This window comes from Variovorax xiamenensis, from assembly GCF_050916385.1.
In the GTDB taxonomy this organism is placed as follows: Bacteria; Pseudomonadota; Gammaproteobacteria; order Burkholderiales; family Burkholderiaceae_C; genus Variovorax.
Genome location: NZ_CP139038.1, coordinates 6,126,214 through 6,145,625 on the forward strand (window position 1 = coordinate 6,126,214; position 19,412 = coordinate 6,145,625).

Genomic DNA, 19,412 nt, shown 5'->3' on the forward strand with positions numbered 1-19,412 from the left:
TGGACAGGTCACATCGGTTTTCTAGATTGCGCCCCTCACTACAACACCGGAGGGTCCAATCATGTCCAGTCGCTTCATCTCGTCCACATTGCCGCGCCATCTCGCGATCGCGGCCGTTGCATCTGCCGTCCTCGCCGCTTGCGGCGGCGGTGGCAACGGAAACGGCATCGTCTTTCCACCCGTGGCGGGCACGCCGGCTCCCGCGCCTGCCCCGGCGCCCGCGCCCGCTCCTGCACCGCAGCAGGATCCCTCCGCGGGACTGCCGCACAAGCTGACCGGCTGGGCCTCGCTGCCCGCCTCGTTCCGCCAGCCCGGGCCGACCACGGGCCAGTTCATCACCGCAGCGCTCGGCGTGACGCCGCCCTTCGTCGACGGCCAGCCGCTCCCGGGCTTCTCGGCGCTGCTGAAGAACGACGACGGCACCTGGACCGCCATGCCCGACAACGGCTACGGCAGCAAGAGTAACTCCGGCGATTTCGTGGTCGGCTTCTACAACGTCAGCATCGACTTCCGCACCGTGTCCAACGGCACGACCGTGCCCGGCACCGTGAAGGTGAACAGCCACGTGGCGTTCAACGACTCCAAGGGCTTCCTGAAGGACGGCAAGGGCGTGGACCTGAAGATCACCGCCGACTTCGCCAACTACCAGACCGTCTCGGGCAACAACCTCGTGGACAGCGGCAAGCCCGTGGATTCGCGCATCGTCAGCGGCCGGCTGCTGACGGGCTTCGATCTCGACGTGGAATCGATCGCTCGCGCGAAGGACGGCACCTACTTCGTGGGCGAGGAGTTCGGCCCCTACATCCTTCACTTCGACAAGGACGGCACGCTGATGAGCGACCCGGTGCCGCACCCCTTCCTGCGCAGCCCGTCGAATCCGTTGGTGATGAACGAAGGCGCCACCGCCACCTCGCTTTCGAGCCGCGGCTTCGAGAGCCTCGCCTTCAACGGCGACAAGACCCGCCTCTATGCCGTGCCCGAGGCAGCGCCTTCGCTGGCGTCGCTGCGGCCGGTGGCCGACGACGAGCGCTACCTGAACTTCTTCGAGTTCGACCCCGCCTCGATGCTCTACACCGGCAAGAACCCGGTCTACAGGAAAGACGGTCCCGCCAAGGACAACCAGATCGTCATCGGCGACATGACCAACATCGGCGGCAACAAGTTCGTGCTGATCGAGCGCGACAGCCTCTATGGCTCGAAGGCGGTGGTCAAGCGCCTGTACATGGTCGACCTCGACGTGAAGGACGCCGACGGCGTGCTGAAGAAGACGCTGCTGGTCGACCTGCTGAACATCTCCGACCCGACCGACATCGGCGGCCCGCTGGCCAACGTCGCGAACGGAAAGTTCAGCATGCCCTTCGACTCCGTCGAGAGCGTCGAGGTGGTGGACGACTACACGCTCGCCGTCGCGATCGACACCAACTTCCCGACGGAAGACGGCCGCGTGCCCGGCAAGGCAGACGACACCGAGATCATCACGATCCGCTTCGAGCAGGCGCTGTTCAAGCGCGCCACGCCGAAGACCTGACGAGCCCGCCGCCGGGTGCGGGGCCCGGAGGGCATCAGCCCTCCGAGTGGATGCCCTTCATGATGATCACGCCGCCCAGGCGCGTGGTGTCGGCGCGCATGCGCTTGGCCAGCGTGTCGGGCGAGCCGGGCTGGGCCTGCCAGCCGGTCTTCAGCAGCGCCTGGCTCACGTCGGGCGAGCTGATCACTTCGACCAGCGCGGCGTTGAGCTTGGCGACGGCCGCGGGCTTCATGCTCGCGGGCGCTGCCAGCGCGGTCCAGATTTCGAGGTCGGCGCCGCGCACGTCCGCGTCGCGGATGGTGGGCAGCTCGCTGGCCAGCGGGCTGCGCTCGGGCGAGGTCACGCCGATGGCCTTGATCTTTCCCGACTTGATGTGCGGCATCGCGAGGCCCGGCGGCAGCAGCGCCAATTGGATCTCGTTGGCCAGCAGGCCCGCGATGACCTGCGGATTGCCGGTGTAGGGCTTGTGCTGCGCGGTGATGGCCGCGCGGCTCTTGATGAGTTCCATGCCCAGGTGGCCCACCGTGCCCACGCCCGGCGTGCCGTACTTGCCGCCGCTGCCGAGGTTACGCACCCACAGCAGTTGCTCGGCCGAAGTCTTGCCCGTGGCGCTGCCGGACACCGCCAGCACCAGCGGCGCGGTGCCGATGAGGCCGACCGGCGCGAAGTCTTTTTCGGGGTCGAAAGGAAGCGCGGGGTTCAGCAGCTTCGCGATGGTCAGGTTGCCGTTGATCAGCGCGCCGACGGTGTGATCGTCGGTGGCCTTCGCCACTTGATCAGCAACGGTGTTGCCGCTGGCGCCGGGCTTGTTCTCGACGATCACTGGCTGGCGCAGGATCTTCGACAGCGGCTCCGCAATGGCACGGGCCGCGAGGTCGGGCGATGCACCGGCGGGAAAGCCGACGAGGATGTGAACGGGCTTGGTCGGCCAGGAAGCGTCGCCGTTGCCGCCGCTGTTGCGTTGCTGGGCCCACGAAGTCTTCGCAAGCAGCGAAGCGGCAATGGCTGCCGCGCCGCCTTCGAGCAGGCGGCGTTTGGTGATCGTCAAGGTGACTCCAGGAGAGTGAAGAGAACTGGGGAAAGTGCTTACATTGTGTTTACAAGACGTTACAGTATGACGATGCTTTCCGCAAGTCCGAAGTGGCTTCCAGTCAGGGTCTATCGCGTAGGAAAGTACTACCGGAAGGCGGTGTGCGCAGCAACTTGCGCTGCGTGGGAAACAGCGACCAGCCCCAGCGCTGCTGCGCATGGCCCCACAGCCCCTGCTTGAAGAACAGCGTGACGAGGATCGCGAGCAGGCCCAGCCCCAGCAGATACCAGGTGCCGTAGTCGCTCAGGAACTTGTTGAGCGCCCAGAAGATGAGCGCACCCACCAGCGGCCCTTCGATGCGACCGATGCCGCCGATGACCACCATGAAGATGGCGAAGGCCGTCCAGTTGACGCTGAAGGCCGCATCGGGACTGATGCGCAGGTTGCCCACGAAATAAAGCGCACCCGCGAGCCCCGCGCCGAAGGCCGCGACCACGTACACCGCGAGCTTCATGCGCGCGACCGGAATGCCCTGCGACTCGGCCGCCACTTCGTTGTCGCGTATCGCCAGCAGCGCGAGGCCGCGCTTGCTGCGCAGGAACAGGTACACCAGCGCGACCGCGGCGACCACGCAGGCCAGCGCCATCCAGTAGGTGGTGCTCTCGCGCGTCGACTTGTCAATGCCGCGCAGCGCGGTGAGCGTGGTGCCCGAGCCGCCGCCCACCGCCGACACGTTGGCGAAGCTGAGCCTGAAGACTTCCGCGATGACCCAGGTGCCGATGGCGAAGTAGCCGCCCGAGAGCCTGAACGCGACGAACGACACCGGTATCGCGACCAGCCCCGCTGCCAGCGCCCCCAGCGGTATCGCAATGAACGGATTGACGCCCGCGAAGTTGCCGAGCATCAGCATCACGTAGCCACCGAAGCCGAAGAAGGCCTGCTGCCCGATGCTCACCATGCCGCCGTAGCCGGCGAGCAGGTTCCACATCATCGCGAAGATGAAGTAGCAGGCGATCTCGACGAACTCGCGCATCCAGCTCGACTCGCCCCAGAACGGAAGGCTCGCGGCTACGAGCACGATGGCAACGCCGGCAACGAGTGCCGCGCGGCTCGCGGCTGTCGCGCGTTCGACCGCGACGATGGAAGGAGGCATGTTCGTCATCGGCCTTATCCGCGTGTCTTTGGAAAGAGTCCCTGCGGCCGCAACACCAGCACCACCAGGAACACGATGTGCCCGAACCAGATGCCCCAGCCCGGGTCTAGCCTGAAGCCGATCTGCTGCGTGATGCCGAGGATCATCGCCCCGGCCAGCGTGCCCCAGAAGGAGCCCATGCCGCCGATGATCACGGCCTCGAAGGCGAAGAGCAGCAGCAGCGGCCCGTCCGAAGGAGACACCGTCGTTCGCATGCCCTGCAGCGCGCCCGCGACGGCGATGAGCACGAAGGCGATGGCCGTGGCGAGCGCGTAGACCTTCTTCGCGTTCAGCCCCATGAGTTCGGCGATCTCGCGGTCGTCCGACACCGCGCGAAACGACCGCCCCAGCGCCGTGCGCGCAAAGAGCCACTGCAGAGCGCCCGTCGCGATCAGCGCCACGGCCAGCACGACGAGCGGCAGCACGCCCACCGACATCGCATCGCCCAGCGCGATGCCCTGCGTGCTGAGCCCGCCGGTCTCGATGGCGCGCGGATCGGCCGAGAACAGCTCCAGCAGCAGGTTCTGGATCACGATCGAAAGTCCGAAAGTGACGACCAGCGAAGGCAGCGGATCTTTCCCGAGCGTGCCGTTGAGCACATAGCGCTGCAGCACGTAGCCGAAGCCGAAGGCCACCGGCAGCACGGCGAGCGCAACGAGCCACGGCACCTCGCCACCTGTCAGCGACACGCCCGCGATGACCGCGAACGCGCCGAGGATGATGAAGTCGCCCTGCGCCGTGTTGGTGAGCCGCATCACGCCGAACATCAGCGACTGGCCCAAAGCGAAGAGCGTGTAGAGCCCGCCGAGCAGCACGCCCTGGACAATGGTCTCAAGCATGGGCCGCCTCCGCGATGCCGAAGTAGGCCTGCGAGATCTGCTCGCGCGTGAGGTCGGCGGAATGACCTTCGAGCGACACGCGGCCTTCCTGGAAGCAGTAGATGCGCCGCGAAACCTGCCGCGCCATCGTCACGTCCTGCTCGACGATAACCACCGTCATGCCCTCCGCGGTGATCGCCGGCATGGCGGCATAGATCTCGCGGATGACGATGGGCGCAAGGCCGAGCGAGAGTTCGTCGCAAAGCAGCACCTCGGGGTTGCTCATGAGCGCACGGCCGAGCGCGACCATCTGCTGCTGCCCGCCGGAGAGCGAAGTGCCCGGCTGGTTGCGCTTCTCGGCGAGGATCGGAAAGAGCGCATACAGCCGCTGCAGATTCCATGGCCCCTTGCGCGCCGGCGTGGCACCCATGAGCAAGTTCTCCTCCACGCTGAGGCTGGCAAACAGCCTGCGGCCCTCGGGAACCATGGCCAGCCCGCGGCGCACGATGTCACCGGGCGGCAGGCCGCCGATGGGCTCGCCCTTGAAGCGGATCGCATCGAGCGGCGCACGCACCAGCCCCGTGAGGCTCTTGAGAAAGGTCGACTTGCCCGCGCCGTTGGCGCCGATGATGGCCACCAGCTCGCCCCGCTCGAGCGAGAAGTCGATGCCGAAGAGAGCCTGCGCGTCGCCGTAGAAGGCTTTCAGCACGCGGGTGTCGAGCAGCGCGTTCATGCTTCCATCCCCATGTACACGCGCCGTACCTCGGGGTCGCTCATCACCGCGCGCGGCAGGCCTTCCGCGAGCTTCTGCCCGAAGTTGATGACGAAGAGCCGGTCCGCCAGCGAGAGCAGCGCATGCACGACGTGCTCGATCCAGATCATCGTCACGCCGCGCGCCTTGATGCGCTTGAGCTCGCCGACGAGCACCGCGGCCTCGGGCTCCGTGAGCCCGCCCGCGATCTCGTCGAGCAGCAGCAACTGCGGCCGTGTGGAAAGGGCGCGCGCCAGCTCCAGCCGCTTGCGGTCCAGCAGGGTCAGCCCGCCCGCCGGCTTATTGGCATGCGCCATCAGGCCCGTCTGCTCCAGCACCTCGTGCGCGGTGCGCCATGCCTCGCGCTCGGTCTGCTGCCCGCCGAAACAGGCGGCGGTCACGAGGTTCTCGAACACGCTCATGTTGCCGAAGGGCTGCGGCACCTGGTAGCTGCGGCCGATGCCGGCGTGGCAGCGCTGGTGCGGCTTCAGCCGCGTCACGTCGCGACCGGCGTACTCCACGCGCCCGGCGTCGACGCGCACGTCGCCCGAGATCAGGTTGAACAGCGTGGTCTTTCCCGCGCCGTTCGGCCCGAGGATGCCCAGCGTCTCGCCCTCGGTCACCGCGAGCGTGATGTCGTCGGTGACCTTGAGCGCGCCGTAGGACTTGCTCACTGCATGCAATGCCAACAGGGTCATGGCGTTCCCGGACTCAGAGCAGCCGCAGCTTGCCGCCGGTGGGAATGTTCGTGGCCGCCTCGTTGTTCACGATGGTCAGCTCCACCTTGTACTTCTGGCCCTTGCCCCACTGGCCGAGCACCAGCGGCGTCTTGCTGACGTTCTTGAAGGGCCCCTGGCCGCCCCACTTCACCGGGCCGACCACCGAGTTGATCGAGGTCGCAGCCACCGCGTCGCGCACGTCCGATGCCTTGAGCGACTTCGCCCGCCCGAGCGCATTCGCCGCCACCTCGAACAGCGCATGCGCGAAACCGATCGGCTGCGTCCACTGCTTCTTCGTGCCGGCCTCGTAGGCCTCGGCCAGCGCCTTGGCGCTCTGCTGCGTGAGGCTCGAGGTGAAGGGATGCGAAGGGCTCCACCACACCTCGGTCGAGAGACCATCGCCCAGGTCGCCCAGCGCCTCGATGGCACCGGGGAACAGCAGCGCCTTGCCCAGCGTGATGACCTTGGGCCTGAAGCCCTGCTGCCGCGCCTGCGTGAGGAAGGCCTTCGCATCGGGAGGAATCACCACGCCGGTGACGATCTCGACGCCCTCCTTCTTGAAGGCCGCGATCTGCGCGCTGAAGTCCTGCGTGCCGTTCTGGAAGCGGCCGGGGTCGGTGAGCGTGAAGCCCATCTGCGCGAGCGGCTTCGGAAAGCCCAGCTCCTTGTCGCCCCAGGCGTTGCCATCGCCGTCGTTCGGGAACAGGCCGCCCACCTTCTTGTTGGTGGCCAGCGTCTTCCAGCCATTGGTGAAGTTGGCGATGACGTCTTCCAGACCCCAGAACATGTGGTACGTCCAGTTGAAGCCCTTGGCCGGATCGCCCTTGCGGCCGAAGAACCACGGCTGCCACGGCACCACGCTGGAGATGCAGGGCACCTCGTTGAGCTCGCAGGCGTCGCTCACCGGGTTCGCGGTCTCGGGCGTGCCCGCGGTGAGCACCAGCGCCACCTTGTCCTTCAGGATCAGGTCGTTCGCCACCTCGCCTGCGCGGTTGGGATTCGACTGGCTGTCCTTCAGCACGATCTGCACCGCGTACTTCTTTCCGCCGACCGTGATGCCGTCCTTGAAGGCGACCTTCATCTGGTCGATGACCCATTTGTCGGCCTCGCCGAAGGGTGCGAGCGGCCCGGTCTGCGGCGACACGTAGCCGATCTTCAGCGTGTCGGCCGCGAACACCAGCGGTGCCGCGCCCGATGCCACCAGCGCGGCCGCGGCCTGCGTGAACTGTCTGCGATTGATTGCCATGGTTGTCTCCTTCTCTTGTACGTATGTGCCTGCCGCCACCGGCCGAAGTCAGCGCGCGAAGTGCGGCGGTATCTGCGCGTCGACGTTCACCCACACACTTTTCACCTGCGTGTATTCGCGCATCGCGTCGAACCCCATCTCGCGGCCGTAGCCGCTCTGGCCGACGCCGCCGAAGGGCGAGCCGGGGTTCACGCGCTTGTAGCTATTGATCCACACCATGCCGGCGTGCAGGTCGCGCGCGACCCTGTGGGCGCGCTGCAGGTCGCGGGTCCACAGGCCGCTGCCGAGGCCGTAGTCGGTGCCGTTGGCGATCTGCATCGCTTCTTCGTCGGACTTGAAGGTGAGCACGGTGACGAAGGGGCCGAACACCTCTTCCTGCGCGACGCGATCCTTGTACGACCTGGCGCGCATCACCGTGGGCTCGACATAGCAGCCCCTGGCCAGGTCGCCGCCGGGCGACCTGCCGCCAGCGAGCAGTTCGCCGCCCTCGCCCTGCGCCACATCGACGTAGCCCAGCACGCGCTCGCGGTGTTGTGCGCTGGTGAGGGGGCCCATCTCCGTTGCCTCGTCGAGCGGGTTGCCAAGGCGGATCGACTTCGCGAGCGGAATGAATTGGTCGAGGAATTCGTCGGCGATCTTCTCGTGCAGCATCAGCCGCGAGCCCGCGATGCAGGCCTGCCCCTGGTTGTGGAAGATGGCCCACGCGCTGCCGTTGACGGCGGCCTGCAGGTTCGCGTCTTCGAACACGATGTTCGGCCCCTTGCCGCCGAGCTCCAGTTGCACCTTCTTCAGGTTGCCCGCGCTGGCCTGCACGATACGCCGGCCCGTGGCGGTGCTGCCGGTGAAGGCGATCTTCGCGATCTCCGGATGCTCCGCGATGTACTGCCCCGCCACGCTGCCCAGTCCCGGCAGCATGTTGACCACGCCGGGCGGCAGGCCGGCCTCGGCCATCAGCTCGGCGATGCGAAGCGAACTCAGCGGCGTGATCTCGGCCGGCTTCATCACGATGCAGTTGCCGGCCGCGAGCGCGGGCGCCATCTTCCAGCTGGTGAACATCAGCGGGAAGTTCCACGGCACCACCTGGCCGACGATGCCGACGGGCTCGCGCAGCGTGTAGTTGAGAAAGCCCTCTTCCACCGGAATGGTCTCGCCCTGGAACTTGTCGGCCATGCCGCCGAAGTAGCGGAAGCACGCGGCGGTGCGCGGCACGTCGAGGCGGCGCGAGTCGCGGATCGGGTGGCCCGTGTCCAGCGACTCGAGGCGCGCGAGCTCCTCGGCGTTGGCTTCGATGAGATCGGCGAGCTTCAGCAGGATGCGGCCTCGGTCGGCCGCGGCCATGCGGCTCCACTTGGGAAAGGCGCGCTTCGCAGCGGCCACGGCCTTGTCGACATCGGCCTTGCCCGCGAGCGCCACGTCGACGATGGGCGTGTTGTCGTGCGGGTTCAGCGTGGCGAGGGTCTCGCCGGATTCGGCGTCGACGAAGCGGCCGTCGATGAAAAGCTGGTGTCGGATGGCGGAAGCAGGCATGAGTTTCCTCTCCCTCCCCGATTCGGGGAGAGTTGGATGAAGGGCGTCTGTGGGGGAAAGAAGGGCCGTCGGAGGCCGGTCAGAACTGCACCGGAATCTCCGGCGACTCGCCCTTCTGGATCTCGTACACCAGGCTCGGCGAGCCGTTCTCCCACACCAGCAGCATCGAGCGCTTGGGGCTGAAGCCCTGGTGGCGGCAGTAGGCGGGCATGGCGGCCATGTCGCCGGCCTTCATGATCACGCGGGCCATGGGCCTGCCGGTGTTCTTGTCGCCGCAGTCCCAGTGGATCTCGTCGGTCATCTGGAAGAACCACTCGACGCGGTCGTTGCCGTGGATGATCGGCAGGATGTGCTCCTCGGTCGTCGGGCACATGTAGCTGTGCTTCACCACCGAGGTGAAGCTCGGGTTCCACGTGACCTGCGAGCGGCTCAGGAAGCCGAAGAGATTGAAGGCGTGCACATCGCTCTCGAAGCCGGGTTCGGGGTGCAGCTCGGGCTGGCCCTGCGGCACGTCGGCGAAGGCGCGATTCACCGGTGCCCCGCGCTCGTCGCTGCGCAGGTCGAGGTCGCCCTTCAGGCCCACGCAGCGCTTGGCGAGCTCGCGCGCCCTGGTGATCTTGGCGGTGTTGTTGCCGTTCTTGCGGCCGTAGGGCGAGCCGGTTTCCTGCGGCGCGGCGAAGGGGTCGAAGCTCTCGTTGGTCCAGTCGTCGAGCATGGCCTCGAAGGTGGCGCGGATCTGGGCGGTCGGAAAGTTCTCGAGCAGGTCGATGCCGGCGTCCTTCATGGTGCCGTTGAAGCTGCCGGCGTACAGGTCGACCGACTCGTAGTGGTTGACGGTGCCGAACACGTCGTCGAAGTTGACCCAGCCGTAGAAGAAGCCCCAGGCCACGTCGCGCATCAGCGCGCGCAGGTAGCTGCCGGCGTCCATGGTGTGGCTCATGGGTCGGCCGTCGCGGGTCTTCCAGCCGATGTGCACGAAGTATTCGTCGCGGTGGAAGCTGAAGCTGCCAAGCGAGAAGTCCTTGTAGCCGAGGGTGGCGTCGGGCTGCGACGCGATCACCTTGGCGAGTTCTGCGGGTGCGTTCATGGTGTGTAGCTCCTGGGTGTTTGGTGCGATCAGTGGGACTGGCAGATGTCGGCCCACTTCTCTACCGAGAGCTCGCCCTTGCAGCTCTGGAGAACGATCACGCCCGGCTCGCCGGCGGCGCGGAACTGATAGGCGGTGTTCTTCGGCAGCAGGCCCTGGTGGCCACGCGAGAGCTTCATCCAGCCCATCTTCCTGCCCTTGGGCTCGCCCTTCACGAGCACGGCGCCGTTCTTGTCCTTGTCGGCCACCGTCTGGCTCTCGTCGAGCTGCACGAGATGCACCTCGACGTCGCCGTCCATCACGAGCGCGAACTCGTCGTGCGCACAGGTGTACCAGGGCGACGTGCCTTCGGCGCGCAACGTCTCCAGCACGTAGATCTGGTTCTGGCCGAACACGACCTTCTCGTAGGGCTTGCTGATGCTCGCGATCTCGAAGCAGTTGGAAAACGCGTAGTGGCGCACGTCGTCGTCGATGGGCTCGACATGACCCTTCTCGAAGTGCTTGAGGGAACCGAAGCGGGTCTTGTAGGCGGCGGCCGGGGTGGCCGAAGTGGTGGCTGGCATGCTTGTCTCCTTGGATGAGCGAACTCTAGGAGCCAAGCGGTGTCGCCGGTAGGGACCAGTTTGGAAGAGGATTATTCGGAGCTTCCGAATAATCGCTGGGGTTTACCCCTGTTGGACCTGTTCACCAGGAACGGGCCGGGCAGCTCGTTCGCAAGACGCCGCGGAACCGGCTCCGCCGGGCCGCAGGCGCCCCCCCCGGCGAGGGGGTTGGCGAAGCGACACGAAGTGCGCGAAGCCTGGGGGAGTATCCGTTCACCCGCTGGTGCGGCTGAATTCGATGAGCTCCGCGGGGATCAGGCCGCGCTCGATCAGCGTCGCATCCCACGGCGGCACGCGCGTGAAGCGGGTGGCGATGTGCTCGATGAAAAGGCGCAGCTTCAGCGCGTTGCGCGAAGTGCCGGCATACACCGCGCTCAGCGAGAACGACGACAGCTGGTGGTCGGCGAGCACCACGCTGAGCTCGCCTCGCGCGATGGCGTCGCCCGCCACCAGCGTGGGCAGGCAGACGATGCCCGCGTGCTCCAGCGCATATTCGCGCAGCAGGTGCACGCTGTTGGTCAGGAGCGCCGCGGCGAGGTAGATGGTGGTCTGCTCGCCGCCGTGGTGGAAAGTCCAGCGGTCGCGCGTGGGGTAGCCCGAATAGAGGCCCAGCTTGTGCCGGTGCAGTTCGCGCGGCGTGGCCGGCGTGCCGTGCGCCTTCAGATACGCCGGCGTGGCGCAGAGCACCCGCCGCACCGGAAAGAGCGGCCTGGCCACCAGCTCCTGCGAGGCCGCCGGAAAGATCTGCAGCGCGCAATCGACGCCCGCCTTCACCGGATCGGCCACCGCGTCGCTCACGATCAGCTCGAGATGGATGTCGGGGTACGTCGACTGGAACTCGCGCAGCAGCGAGGCGAAGCGGCCCAGCACCATGCCGGTCAGCGCGTGCACGCGCAGGGTGCCCGAGGGCGTGCCTCGCGCCTCGCGCATCTGGTCGACGATGCTGTCGGCGCGCGCTACCAGCTCCGTGCAGTCGCGCAGGAAGGCCTGGCCCATGTCGCTGAGCCGCACCACGCGTGTGCTGCGGTGGAAGAGCGGCGCGCCGAGGAACTCCTCGAGCTGCTTGACCCGCGTGGTGACGACCGAATTGGCCACGCGCAGCTGCCGCGCGGCTTCGGCGAAGCTCTGGGTCTGCGCTACGCGAACGAAAGTTTCAATACTTTGGAGGCGGTCCACGGCGGCACTGTACTGCGGGGCCGCCCGGCACGGGGCTTCGGGCGGCGTTGCGGGCAAGCCTAAAGGCCGCGAAAGGCCTGTCATCCCTGTATCGGGGGGTTACCCGCCCCACTTACAATCCCTGCCGCATCACCCACCCCTACGAGGTCTTGTCCGCAATGCCCAAGAGCCCCAGGCCACGCGCCCGTTTCAGCTTCTCCCCCACCGTGCGCGCCCTGCTCCTGGCCGCGGCCACCTGTGGCGTCGCGCTTCCGGCGCTGGCGGCCATCGAGCATGAGGAAGTCGACAAGCTCATGCAGGCCGGCAAGCTCGACGAGGCCATGGTCAAGGCCGAAGCCTTCCTCAAGGATAAGCCGCGCGATCCGCAGATGCGCTTCCTCAAGGGTGTGATCCAGCTCGACACCGGCAAGCGCAACGAAGCCATCGCCGCCTTCACGCAGCTCACGCTCGACGCGCCCGAGCTGCCCGAGCCGTACAACAACCTCGCCGTGATCTACGCGAGCCAGAACCAGTTCGACAAGGCGCGCGCCGCGCTCGAAAGCGCGATCCGCACCAATCCCAGCTACGCCACCGCCCAGGAAAACCTCGGCGACGTGTACGCGCGGCTCGCGAGCCAGGCCTACAGCAAGGCGCTGCAGCTCGACCAGAACAACACGGCCGTGCAGCCCAAGCTGGCGGTGATCCGCACGCTCTTCACACCGACGCCGCCCGGCGCCAAGCCGACGGCACTGATCGCGGCCGCACCCGCTCCGGCTGCCAAGGCAGCGCCCGCGCCTGCTCCTGCGCCCGCCCCTGTCGCGCCACCGCCGCCCGCCAAGGTCGCCGCCGCTCCCGCACCTGTGGCCGCCGCGCCCAAGGCACCCGAGGCAGCGCCGGCCCCTGCGCCCGCACCGGCTCCCGCGGCCAGCGCCGCCGCCAATGCCGAGATCGAATCGGCCGTGCGCGCATGGGCCTCGGCCTGGGCCAGCCAGGACATGGACCGCTACCTCGCCGCTTACGGCTCCGACTTCGCGCCCGCCGGCGGCCAGAGCCGCAAGAACTGGGAAGAAGACCGCCGCGCGCGCATCGTCGGCAAGTCGAGCATCAGCGTGAACATCGAGAACCTCGCGATCAAGGTCGATGGCCAGAACGCGACGGCCAAGTTCCGCCAGATCTATCGCGCGGACAACCTCAACGTTTCGAGCCGCAAGACGCTGGAGATGCAGCGCTCCGGCAATCAGTGGCACATTCGCAAGGAAAGCGTCGGCGGCTAGTGGCAGACATCGTCCGGCAGGGCCGGCTCCAGAATCCCCCATTCCGTCTGCGCGGCGGGCAGCAACTGCTCGCGGCGCTCGCGGCCGCGTCCGTGCTGATGCTCGCGACGCCCGGCGCCGCACTGGCGTCGAACGGCACCGGCAAGACGGGCAACTCCGCCAAGGCAGGCAACGGCGCCCACAAGGAAAAGGCCGGCAAGGCCGCCTCTGCAGGCAGCAGTCGCAACGGCAATCGCGCCACGGCGCGTGCCGGCGCGAACGGCCGCTCTTCGTCTTCCGTCAAGGAAGCCCGGGAATCGCGCAGCGCCAAGGGCAAGAAGAGCATCGGCGCAACAGAAGCTCGCACGGCCGCCACCACTGCGGCGGCAACGGCCAGGCCCGCGCGCAGGTCGGCACCGGCCGGCACCATCCAGGAGGCCAGCAACGCCGAGGCACGCCTGATCGCGGTCTATGAAATGTTCGGCCGCGGCCAGACCCGCCCCGCGCTGGTCAAGGCGCGCGACCTGGTGCGCGACTATCCGAACTTCCAGCTCGCGCAGCTCGTCTACGGCGACCTGCTCGCGGCGCAGCTGCCGCCATCGAACTCCCTGCCCGACACCGCCAGCATCGCGAAGATGCGCGGCAACCCGGCCATGGCCGAGTTGCACGAGGAATCGAAGCGCCGCCTGCAGGCGCTGCGCGAACGCCCGCCGGCCAACACCGTGCCGTCGCAGTTCCTGGCGCTGTCCACGCGCAGCCGCTACGCGATCGCCGTCGACGCCTCGCGCTCGCGGCTGTACCTGTTCGAGAACTCGGACAAGGGCCTGAAACTCACGGCCGACTACTACATCTCCGTCGGCAAGTCGGGCACCGACAAGGTCACCGAAGGCGATGCGCGCACGCCGCTGGGCGTGTACTACATCACCAGCAGCCTCGATCCGAAGTCGCTGAAAGACTTCTACGGCGCGGGCGCCCTGCCCATCAACTACCCGAATCCGTACGACGTGCGGCGCGGCAAGACCGGCGGCGGCATCTGGCTGCACGGCACCCCGCCGCAGCAATTCGCCCGGGCGCCGCTGGCGAGCGACGGCTGCGTGGTCATGGCAAACCCTGATCTCAAGCAGCTATTGCGAAAAGTGCAAATCGGCGCCACCCCGGTGGTCACCGCGCGCAGCCTGCAATGGATTTCTCAACCGCAGGCAGAAAAAGAAGCACAGTCAATTACAAGTGCTATCACCGGCTGGAAAGATGCCCGCGCCAGCGGAAATGAAGCGCAATTGAAGAAATTCTATTTGCCCGATTTCCAGCGCAGCAGCAAGAAATCCAATGAAGGAATTTCAGTCGTCGACGACGAAGTGAAATACGCACAGGGCAAGCGCGTTCAACTCAAGGACATGTCGTATCTTCACTGGCGGGATGGCGACGACACCATGGTCGTTACCTTCGGCGAAGTGTTCGAAGGCGAGAAGAGCGGACGTTCCCGTCGCCAGTACTGGTTACGCCAGGGTACCGACTGGAAGCTCTTCCACGAAGAAATCCTGGGCTGAAGCCCGGCTCGAAACCCTCCCGTCGAAGGGGCAACCCCCTCAAACTCGTGACTTTTTTCGCACGAGCTGGGCCTTTTTTGACCGTTACATCTGAGGCCTGGGACCCCGTGCTACGTAACACGTAACGCGTTTGTTCCCGTAACACCCCCGTCCCGAGCGTTCCCGGCGCCGTTACGCCACATCCCCCCTTCATGGGAGGCGCCATGTGGCCTACAGAGGGAAAAATTCGTTTCCTAAACGTTAACCAGCTGACCAGGCCGCTCCTGGCTCGGGCTGGCAAGAGGCTGGCCGCCATCCTGCTTTACCTCTTTCGGCTAGCACACTCTGACGAAAGTCTTGCGGGTTTGCCTTGTTGATACACGGAGTTACGCTGTATAACATCCACCTCGCAAGCCTTTGTTAACACTTCCTGAAAGGGGAAATCATGCTTAGCTCTATTGCTCGTTTTCTGCGCGATGAAGAAGGTGCGACCGCAATTGAATATGGAATTATTGCGGGGCTTATTTCCGTTGCCATCGTTGGAGTTTTGGCCGGGAATGACGGGTTGGGCGCCCGACTGGCCAAAGTTTTCACGGACATTACCAGTGAGTTGAAGACCACTGGCAAGTAAAAAACCAAGTGCCAGCATTGACCTGCTTGCTTTGGCTGCTCTGTGTTGCCGTTTATGACTTTCGAAAGCGCCGTGTCCCCAACTGGCTGGTCCTGTCCGGAGCCGTCCTGGCCCTGGCAATCCTCGGCCTCGGGGCGCAGCCTTTCGGCGTCGGCTGGACAGCAGCACTCGCGGGCGCTGCATCAGGTTTCGGTTTCCTGTTGCTCTTCTACGCAATGGGTCTCATGGGAGCAGGCGACGTGAAATTCGCCGGTGCTCTCGGACTTTGGGTCGGCACATCCGCTCTTGTGCCAATCTGGATCATCGCCAGCCTGTTCGCCGGAATGCACGGAGCACTCTGGTTCGTTCTTCAGCGCTGGCCCTTCTTCCCACGGCTTGCCCTGATCCTTTCGGGCCCGCCCTCTCCGACCGCTGGCGGCACTTCGCCAAGCCGGGCTCGCTTCATCCCTTACGCGGCCTACCTCTCGCTGGCCACGGTGGCCTGGATGTTCTGGGGGCGACAGAGCTAGCAGCCATCTGCCTCTGTTCCTGCAGGCCATTCATCTCCCATTTCTCATGATCGCTTGCCCTCATTTCCCAGCCCGCCGCCCATGATCAATCTCTCCAAAATCATTGCAGCCATCCTGGTGCTCCTGGCCATCGCGCTGGGCGTCTATGCGTGGATGCTGAGCCGGCAGGCGCTCGCACCAGTAGCGACGGTCGCCAATCCGGCAAACGCTCCCGCCAAGACCCAACAGGCTCTCACCTATCCGGTCGTGGTGGCGGCCAAGCCGCTGCCTGCAGGCCAGGCGATTCCCGCGGATGCGCTGCGCGTGGAACGGCTGACGATCAATCCGGCCGGCGCCTTCCAGGAAGTGACGGTTGCCACCGGACGCGTGCCAGTGCTCGACCTCGCCGAAGGCACGCCAGTGATGGAAAACCAACTGGTCTCCGGCCTCGCGCTGCGCATCGGCGAAGGCGAGCGCGCCGTGGCGGTCAAGGCCGACGAAGTCATGGGCGTAGGCAACAAGATCCAGCCGGGCGACTTCGTCGACGTCTTCATCATGCTCAAGTCGGACGGCAAGGACGTGGACCGCAGCCAGGCACGCCTGCTGCTCGCGCGCAAGCGCGTGCTGGCTTTCGGCAGCGCCTCCGTCGACGGGCTGCCCTCCAAGTCGGCGGACAAGGCCGCAGCCCAGCAGGCCCAGCGCAACGAGCAGGCCCGCACCGCTGTACTCGCCGTGCCGGTCGACGAAGTGAACCGGCTGACCATCGGCGATGCCAGCGGTCGCCTGATGCTCGCCCTGCGCAATCCGACCGACCTGTCGGAGCCCGACCCGAAGCTCTTCGCCGAGTTGCCCACGGCCCTGCAACCGCCGCCGTCCAAGGCAGGCGAGCCACGTCGCGCTCCGCTCGAAGGGCTCGACCGCGCACAGGCGGGACTGACTGCCGCCGACCTCGTCACCGGAGGCAAGGGTCCCGGCGTCCGTCCTCAAGCCGCCGAAGTCCGCACCGCGGCCACCGGCGCGCCACGTGCCGCCGGCCCTGCGCGCAGCGGGCTTCAAGTCGAAGTCATTCGCGGCGAACGCAGCGAGACCGTGAACTACTGAGCAGGCAGCAAGCCGACACCCGTCATCCAGGAAAACAACACATGCACACCACGCCTCGCGAGCAGTCGACACGTGCCACGCGCAGCCTCATGAACACCTCGTCGCGGCTGCTACGCCCGTCTCTGATCGCCCTGTGCGCGATGACACAAGCCGTCTGGCCGCTGGCATCGATGGCAGCAGACGCACAGCCGGCACGCGCGCAAGCGCAACGCCCCATCGTGCTGGGCGCTGGAACGCAGCAGGAACTGGTGATCGACAAGGGTATCGACCGCATGGCCATCGGCGACGAGGCCGTGGCCGGCGTCACCATCACGCGCAAGACGCCGAACTCGCCTGCGGCACGGCTGATCGTGACCGGCAAGGCCGCAGGGCGTACCTCGCTGATGGTCTGGGAGAAGGGCAACTCGGCGGCCACCAGCTACGTCATCGAGGTGCGCCGACGTACGGCAATGCTGGCCGGATCGATGGACAGCATGACCGCTCACCAGCAGGCGCGCGACACGGCACTGGCCAGCACCGCCGACAAGGCCGACCTGATCGACCGCTCGATCGTGAACGTGCGCAGCAGCACCGTCCAGGTCGAAGTGAAGGTGGTGGAATTCAATCGCAGCGTGCTCAAGCAGGCCGGCCTGAACATCTTCAGTACGCGGCCCAACTCCAGCGGTTTCAGCTTCGGCGTGTTCTCACCGTCCTCGCTCGGTTCCGCAAGCTTCTCGTCCAACGGCCAGATCAGCGGCGAATACAACAATCCGCTGGCACAGGCTTTCAGCCTTCTCTTCAACTTCAGCAAGGCCGGCATCGGCATGAACGTCGGCTTCCTCGAGGGCAACGGCATGGCCCGCGTGCTCGCCGAGCCCACGCTGGTGGCGCTGTCGGGCCAGAGCGCGAGCTTCCTGGCCGGTGGCGAACTGCCGATCCCGGTGCCACAGGGCCTGGGCACCACCAGCATCGAATACAAGCCTTTCGGCATCGGCCTCACGCTGACGCCCACGGTGCTGTCGAACGAGCGCATCGTGCTCAAGGTGGCACCGGAGGCCAGCGACCTCGACTACACCAATTCGCTGAGCCTCAATGGCGTGGCAGTGCCCGCCATCACCACGCGCCGCGCCGACACCACCGTCGAGTTGGGCGATGGCGAGAGCTTCATCATCGGCGGCCTCGTGAGCCGCACCACCACCTCGAACGCGGACAAGGTGCCGCTGCTCGGCGACCTGCCGATCCTGGGCACCTTCTTCAGCAAGAACAACTACCAGATGAAGGAGAAGGAACTGGTGATCCTGGTCACGCCGCACCTGGTCAAGCCCATCGCGCGCGGTACCGACCTCACACCGTATCTGCCCGGCACCGCCGAGCAGCGCGACGGCGCCGTGTGGCGCTCGTACTTCCTCGGCGGAGCGGCCGACACCGCCGTCCCCGGCTTCTCCCGCTGACGACAACCCGATGACCCGGAACATGCATCGCAGGCTGGCACCATGAACGCACCACGCGACAGCATCCCTGAAACAGGCAGCGAGACCTATCTCTTCGCTTCGAGCAACGGCGGCCACATCACTTGGCTAACCGATGCGCTCGGCACCCTCGGCTCCGTGGTGGTCCTGCCGCCGGACACGAAGTCGATCGACGAGCGCATCGCCCTCCTGGGCCCGGTGGCGGTCTTCATCGACTTCTCGCCCGACCAGGGCGCAACCGCCAGCCAGCTCCACCAGCGCCTCAAGCGCGACTGGCCGACGCTGCCGGTGCTGGCCACCGGCGTGTCGGCAGAGCCCGCCGCCATGCTCTCTGCCCTGCGCGCGGGCGTGGACGACTTCATCGACATGGCCGCGCCGCCCACGGACGCAGTGGTCACGCTGCGCACATTGCTCGAGCGCCGCAGCACGCTGCAGGGCGGCACGCGCGGCAGCACGCTGGCCCTGCTGGGCGCGCGCGCCGGCCTCGGCGTGACCACGCTGGCCACCAGCCTTTCGCTGTCGCTGAACGACCAGCTCACGCAGGCGCCGCAGCGCCCGCCGGGCCGCAGCTCGCGACACGGCGTTGCGCTGCTCGACCTGGGCCTGCCCGCGCGCGACGGCCTGCTCTACCTCGACACGCAAAGCGGCTTCAGCTTCGTCGACGGCGTGCGCAACCTGCGCCGGCTCGACCAGACGCTGCTGCACACCGCGCTCGCGCATCACACCAGCGGCGTGGCCATCCTGCCGCTACCCGCGAGCCTCGCGCAGGTGCGCGAGATCTCGCACGCCGACTCGGTCTCGCTGATCAAGCGCCTTGCCGATTTCTTCGACTTCCAGATCGCGGACCTCGGCGGCTTCTCGACCATCGACTTCATGGCCCAGACGGTGCGCGAGGCGCAGCAGGCGTGGGTGGTGTGCGACCAGAGCATCGGCGGCATCGTCTCCACGGCCAACATGCTCAAGGAACTGCGCGCACGCGGCGTCGAGACCGAGCGCCTGTCGCTGGTGGTGAACAAGTTCGACAGCCACGTCGGCCTGTCTGCCAAGGACATCGCCGAGCGGCTGGAGCTGCCGCTGCGCCACGTGCTGCCCGCACGCAGCGCCCAGTTGCTCGCAGCCGCCAGCCGCGGCGAGATGCTGGTGCGCACCGCGCGCAGCGACCCCTATGCGCAGGCGGTGGCGGGACTCGCCCGCAGCCTGCACCAGGAATACATGTCTGCAACGGGCCAGCCACCGGCCAAGGATCCACGCTGGGTTGCGCTCATGTCGCAGGTCACCGGCCTCTGGAAGAGTTCACACGAAGGTTGAGC

General features: G+C 66.7%; 18 protein-coding genes. 8 read left to right on the plus strand and 10 right to left on the minus strand.

Going from position 1 to position 19,412, the window contains the following annotated elements; genetic code table 11:
- Positions 1-61 precede the first annotated feature (61 nt).
- Entirely contained in the window at positions 62-1,528 is a 1,467-nt protein-coding gene (locus SFB74_RS28130) for an esterase-like activity of phytase family protein (RefSeq protein ID WP_432727719.1), read from the plus strand.
- 34 nt (positions 1,529-1,562) lie between these two features.
- Here SFB74_RS28130 and SFB74_RS28135 read toward each other — a convergent pair whose 3' ends face one another.
- The 10 genes from SFB74_RS28135 to SFB74_RS28180 form a co-directional block, all read right to left on the minus strand.
- Positions 1,563-2,576 carry a Bug family tripartite tricarboxylate transporter substrate binding protein gene (locus SFB74_RS28135; protein ID WP_432727720.1) on the minus strand — a complete coding sequence of 338 codons (1,014 nt, stop codon included), beginning with the start codon at positions 2,574-2,576 and terminating at the stop codon, positions 1,563-1,565.
- A 103-nt stretch (positions 2,577-2,679) separates the two neighbouring features.
- Positions 2,680-3,720: a branched-chain amino acid ABC transporter permease gene (locus SFB74_RS28140; RefSeq protein ID WP_432727721.1), complete on the minus strand. Its 1,041-nt coding sequence runs from the start codon at positions 3,718-3,720 to the stop codon at positions 2,680-2,682.
- A 5-nt stretch (positions 3,721-3,725) separates the two neighbouring features.
- Positions 3,726-4,589: a branched-chain amino acid ABC transporter permease gene (locus tag SFB74_RS28145; RefSeq protein WP_432727722.1), complete on the minus strand. Its 864-nt coding sequence runs from the start codon at positions 4,587-4,589 to the stop codon at positions 3,726-3,728.
- Positions 4,582-5,301, minus strand: coding sequence for an ABC transporter ATP-binding protein (locus SFB74_RS28150; protein WP_432727723.1), 720 nt, complete (start codon positions 5,299-5,301; stop codon positions 4,582-4,584). Before SFB74_RS28150 ends, SFB74_RS28145 begins: the two co-directional genes overlap by 8 nt.
- Entirely contained in the window at positions 5,298-6,017 is a 720-nt protein-coding gene (locus SFB74_RS28155) for an ABC transporter ATP-binding protein (protein WP_432727724.1), read from the minus strand. Before SFB74_RS28155 ends, SFB74_RS28150 begins: the two co-directional genes overlap by 4 nt.
- Positions 6,018-6,030: 13 nt before the next feature.
- Positions 6,031-7,284 carry an ABC transporter substrate-binding protein gene (locus SFB74_RS28160; RefSeq protein WP_432727725.1) on the minus strand — a complete coding sequence of 418 codons (1,254 nt, stop codon included), beginning with the start codon at positions 7,282-7,284 and terminating at the stop codon, positions 6,031-6,033.
- A gap of 48 nt (positions 7,285-7,332) precedes the next feature.
- The gene (locus SFB74_RS28165; RefSeq protein WP_432732010.1) at positions 7,333-8,796 is read right to left on the minus strand and encodes an aldehyde dehydrogenase family protein; all 1,464 of its coding nucleotides are present in this window, start codon (positions 8,794-8,796) and stop codon (positions 7,333-7,335) included.
- A 94-nt stretch (positions 8,797-8,890) separates the two neighbouring features.
- Positions 8,891-9,898, minus strand: a complete 1,008-nt coding sequence (locus SFB74_RS28170) for a hydroxyquinol 1,2-dioxygenase (RefSeq protein ID WP_432727726.1) — start codon at positions 9,896-9,898, stop codon at positions 8,891-8,893.
- Between the two features lie 29 nt (positions 9,899-9,927).
- The gene (locus SFB74_RS28175) at positions 9,928-10,461 is read right to left on the minus strand and encodes a hydroxyquinol 1,2-dioxygenase (RefSeq protein ID WP_432727727.1); all 534 of its coding nucleotides are present in this window, start codon (positions 10,459-10,461) and stop codon (positions 9,928-9,930) included.
- Between the two features lie 252 nt (positions 10,462-10,713).
- Positions 10,714-11,676 carry a LysR family transcriptional regulator gene (locus SFB74_RS28180; RefSeq protein ID WP_432727728.1) on the minus strand — a complete coding sequence of 321 codons (963 nt, stop codon included), beginning with the start codon at positions 11,674-11,676 and terminating at the stop codon, positions 10,714-10,716.
- Positions 11,677-11,834: 158 nt separating this feature from the next.
- Between SFB74_RS28180 and SFB74_RS28185 the strand changes: the two genes are divergently transcribed.
- From SFB74_RS28185 to SFB74_RS28215, 7 genes are all read left to right on the plus strand, one after another.
- Positions 11,835-12,929 (plus strand): L,D-transpeptidase Cds6 family protein, encoded by a 1,095-nt coding sequence (locus tag SFB74_RS28185; protein WP_432727729.1) that lies wholly within the window; start codon positions 11,835-11,837, stop codon positions 12,927-12,929.
- The gene (locus SFB74_RS28190) at positions 12,929-14,455 is read left to right on the plus strand and encodes a L,D-transpeptidase family protein (RefSeq protein ID WP_432727730.1); all 1,527 of its coding nucleotides are present in this window, start codon (positions 12,929-12,931) and stop codon (positions 14,453-14,455) included. Before SFB74_RS28185 ends, SFB74_RS28190 begins: the two co-directional genes overlap by 1 nt.
- 424 nt (positions 14,456-14,879) lie before the next feature.
- Complete coding sequence (locus tag SFB74_RS28195) at positions 14,880-15,065, plus strand: Flp family type IVb pilin (protein WP_432727731.1); 186 nt, start codon at positions 14,880-14,882, stop codon at positions 15,063-15,065.
- 26 nt (positions 15,066-15,091) lie between these two features.
- A complete protein-coding gene (locus tag SFB74_RS28200) occupies positions 15,092-15,574 on the plus strand; it encodes an A24 family peptidase (RefSeq protein WP_432727732.1) in 483 nt (160 codons plus the stop codon).
- Positions 15,575-15,655: 81 nt separating this feature from the next.
- The gene (gene cpaB, locus SFB74_RS28205) at positions 15,656-16,654 is read left to right on the plus strand and encodes a Flp pilus assembly protein CpaB (RefSeq protein WP_432727733.1); all 999 of its coding nucleotides are present in this window, start codon (positions 15,656-15,658) and stop codon (positions 16,652-16,654) included.
- Positions 16,655-16,695: 41 nt separating this feature from the next.
- Complete coding sequence (locus SFB74_RS28210) at positions 16,696-18,084, plus strand: type II and III secretion system protein family protein (RefSeq protein WP_432727734.1); 1,389 nt, start codon at positions 16,696-16,698, stop codon at positions 18,082-18,084.
- Between the two features lie 42 nt (positions 18,085-18,126).
- Positions 18,127-19,410 carry an AAA family ATPase gene (locus SFB74_RS28215; RefSeq protein WP_432727735.1) on the plus strand — a complete coding sequence of 428 codons (1,284 nt, stop codon included), beginning with the start codon at positions 18,127-18,129 and terminating at the stop codon, positions 19,408-19,410.
- Positions 19,411-19,412: the final 2 nt, after the last annotated feature.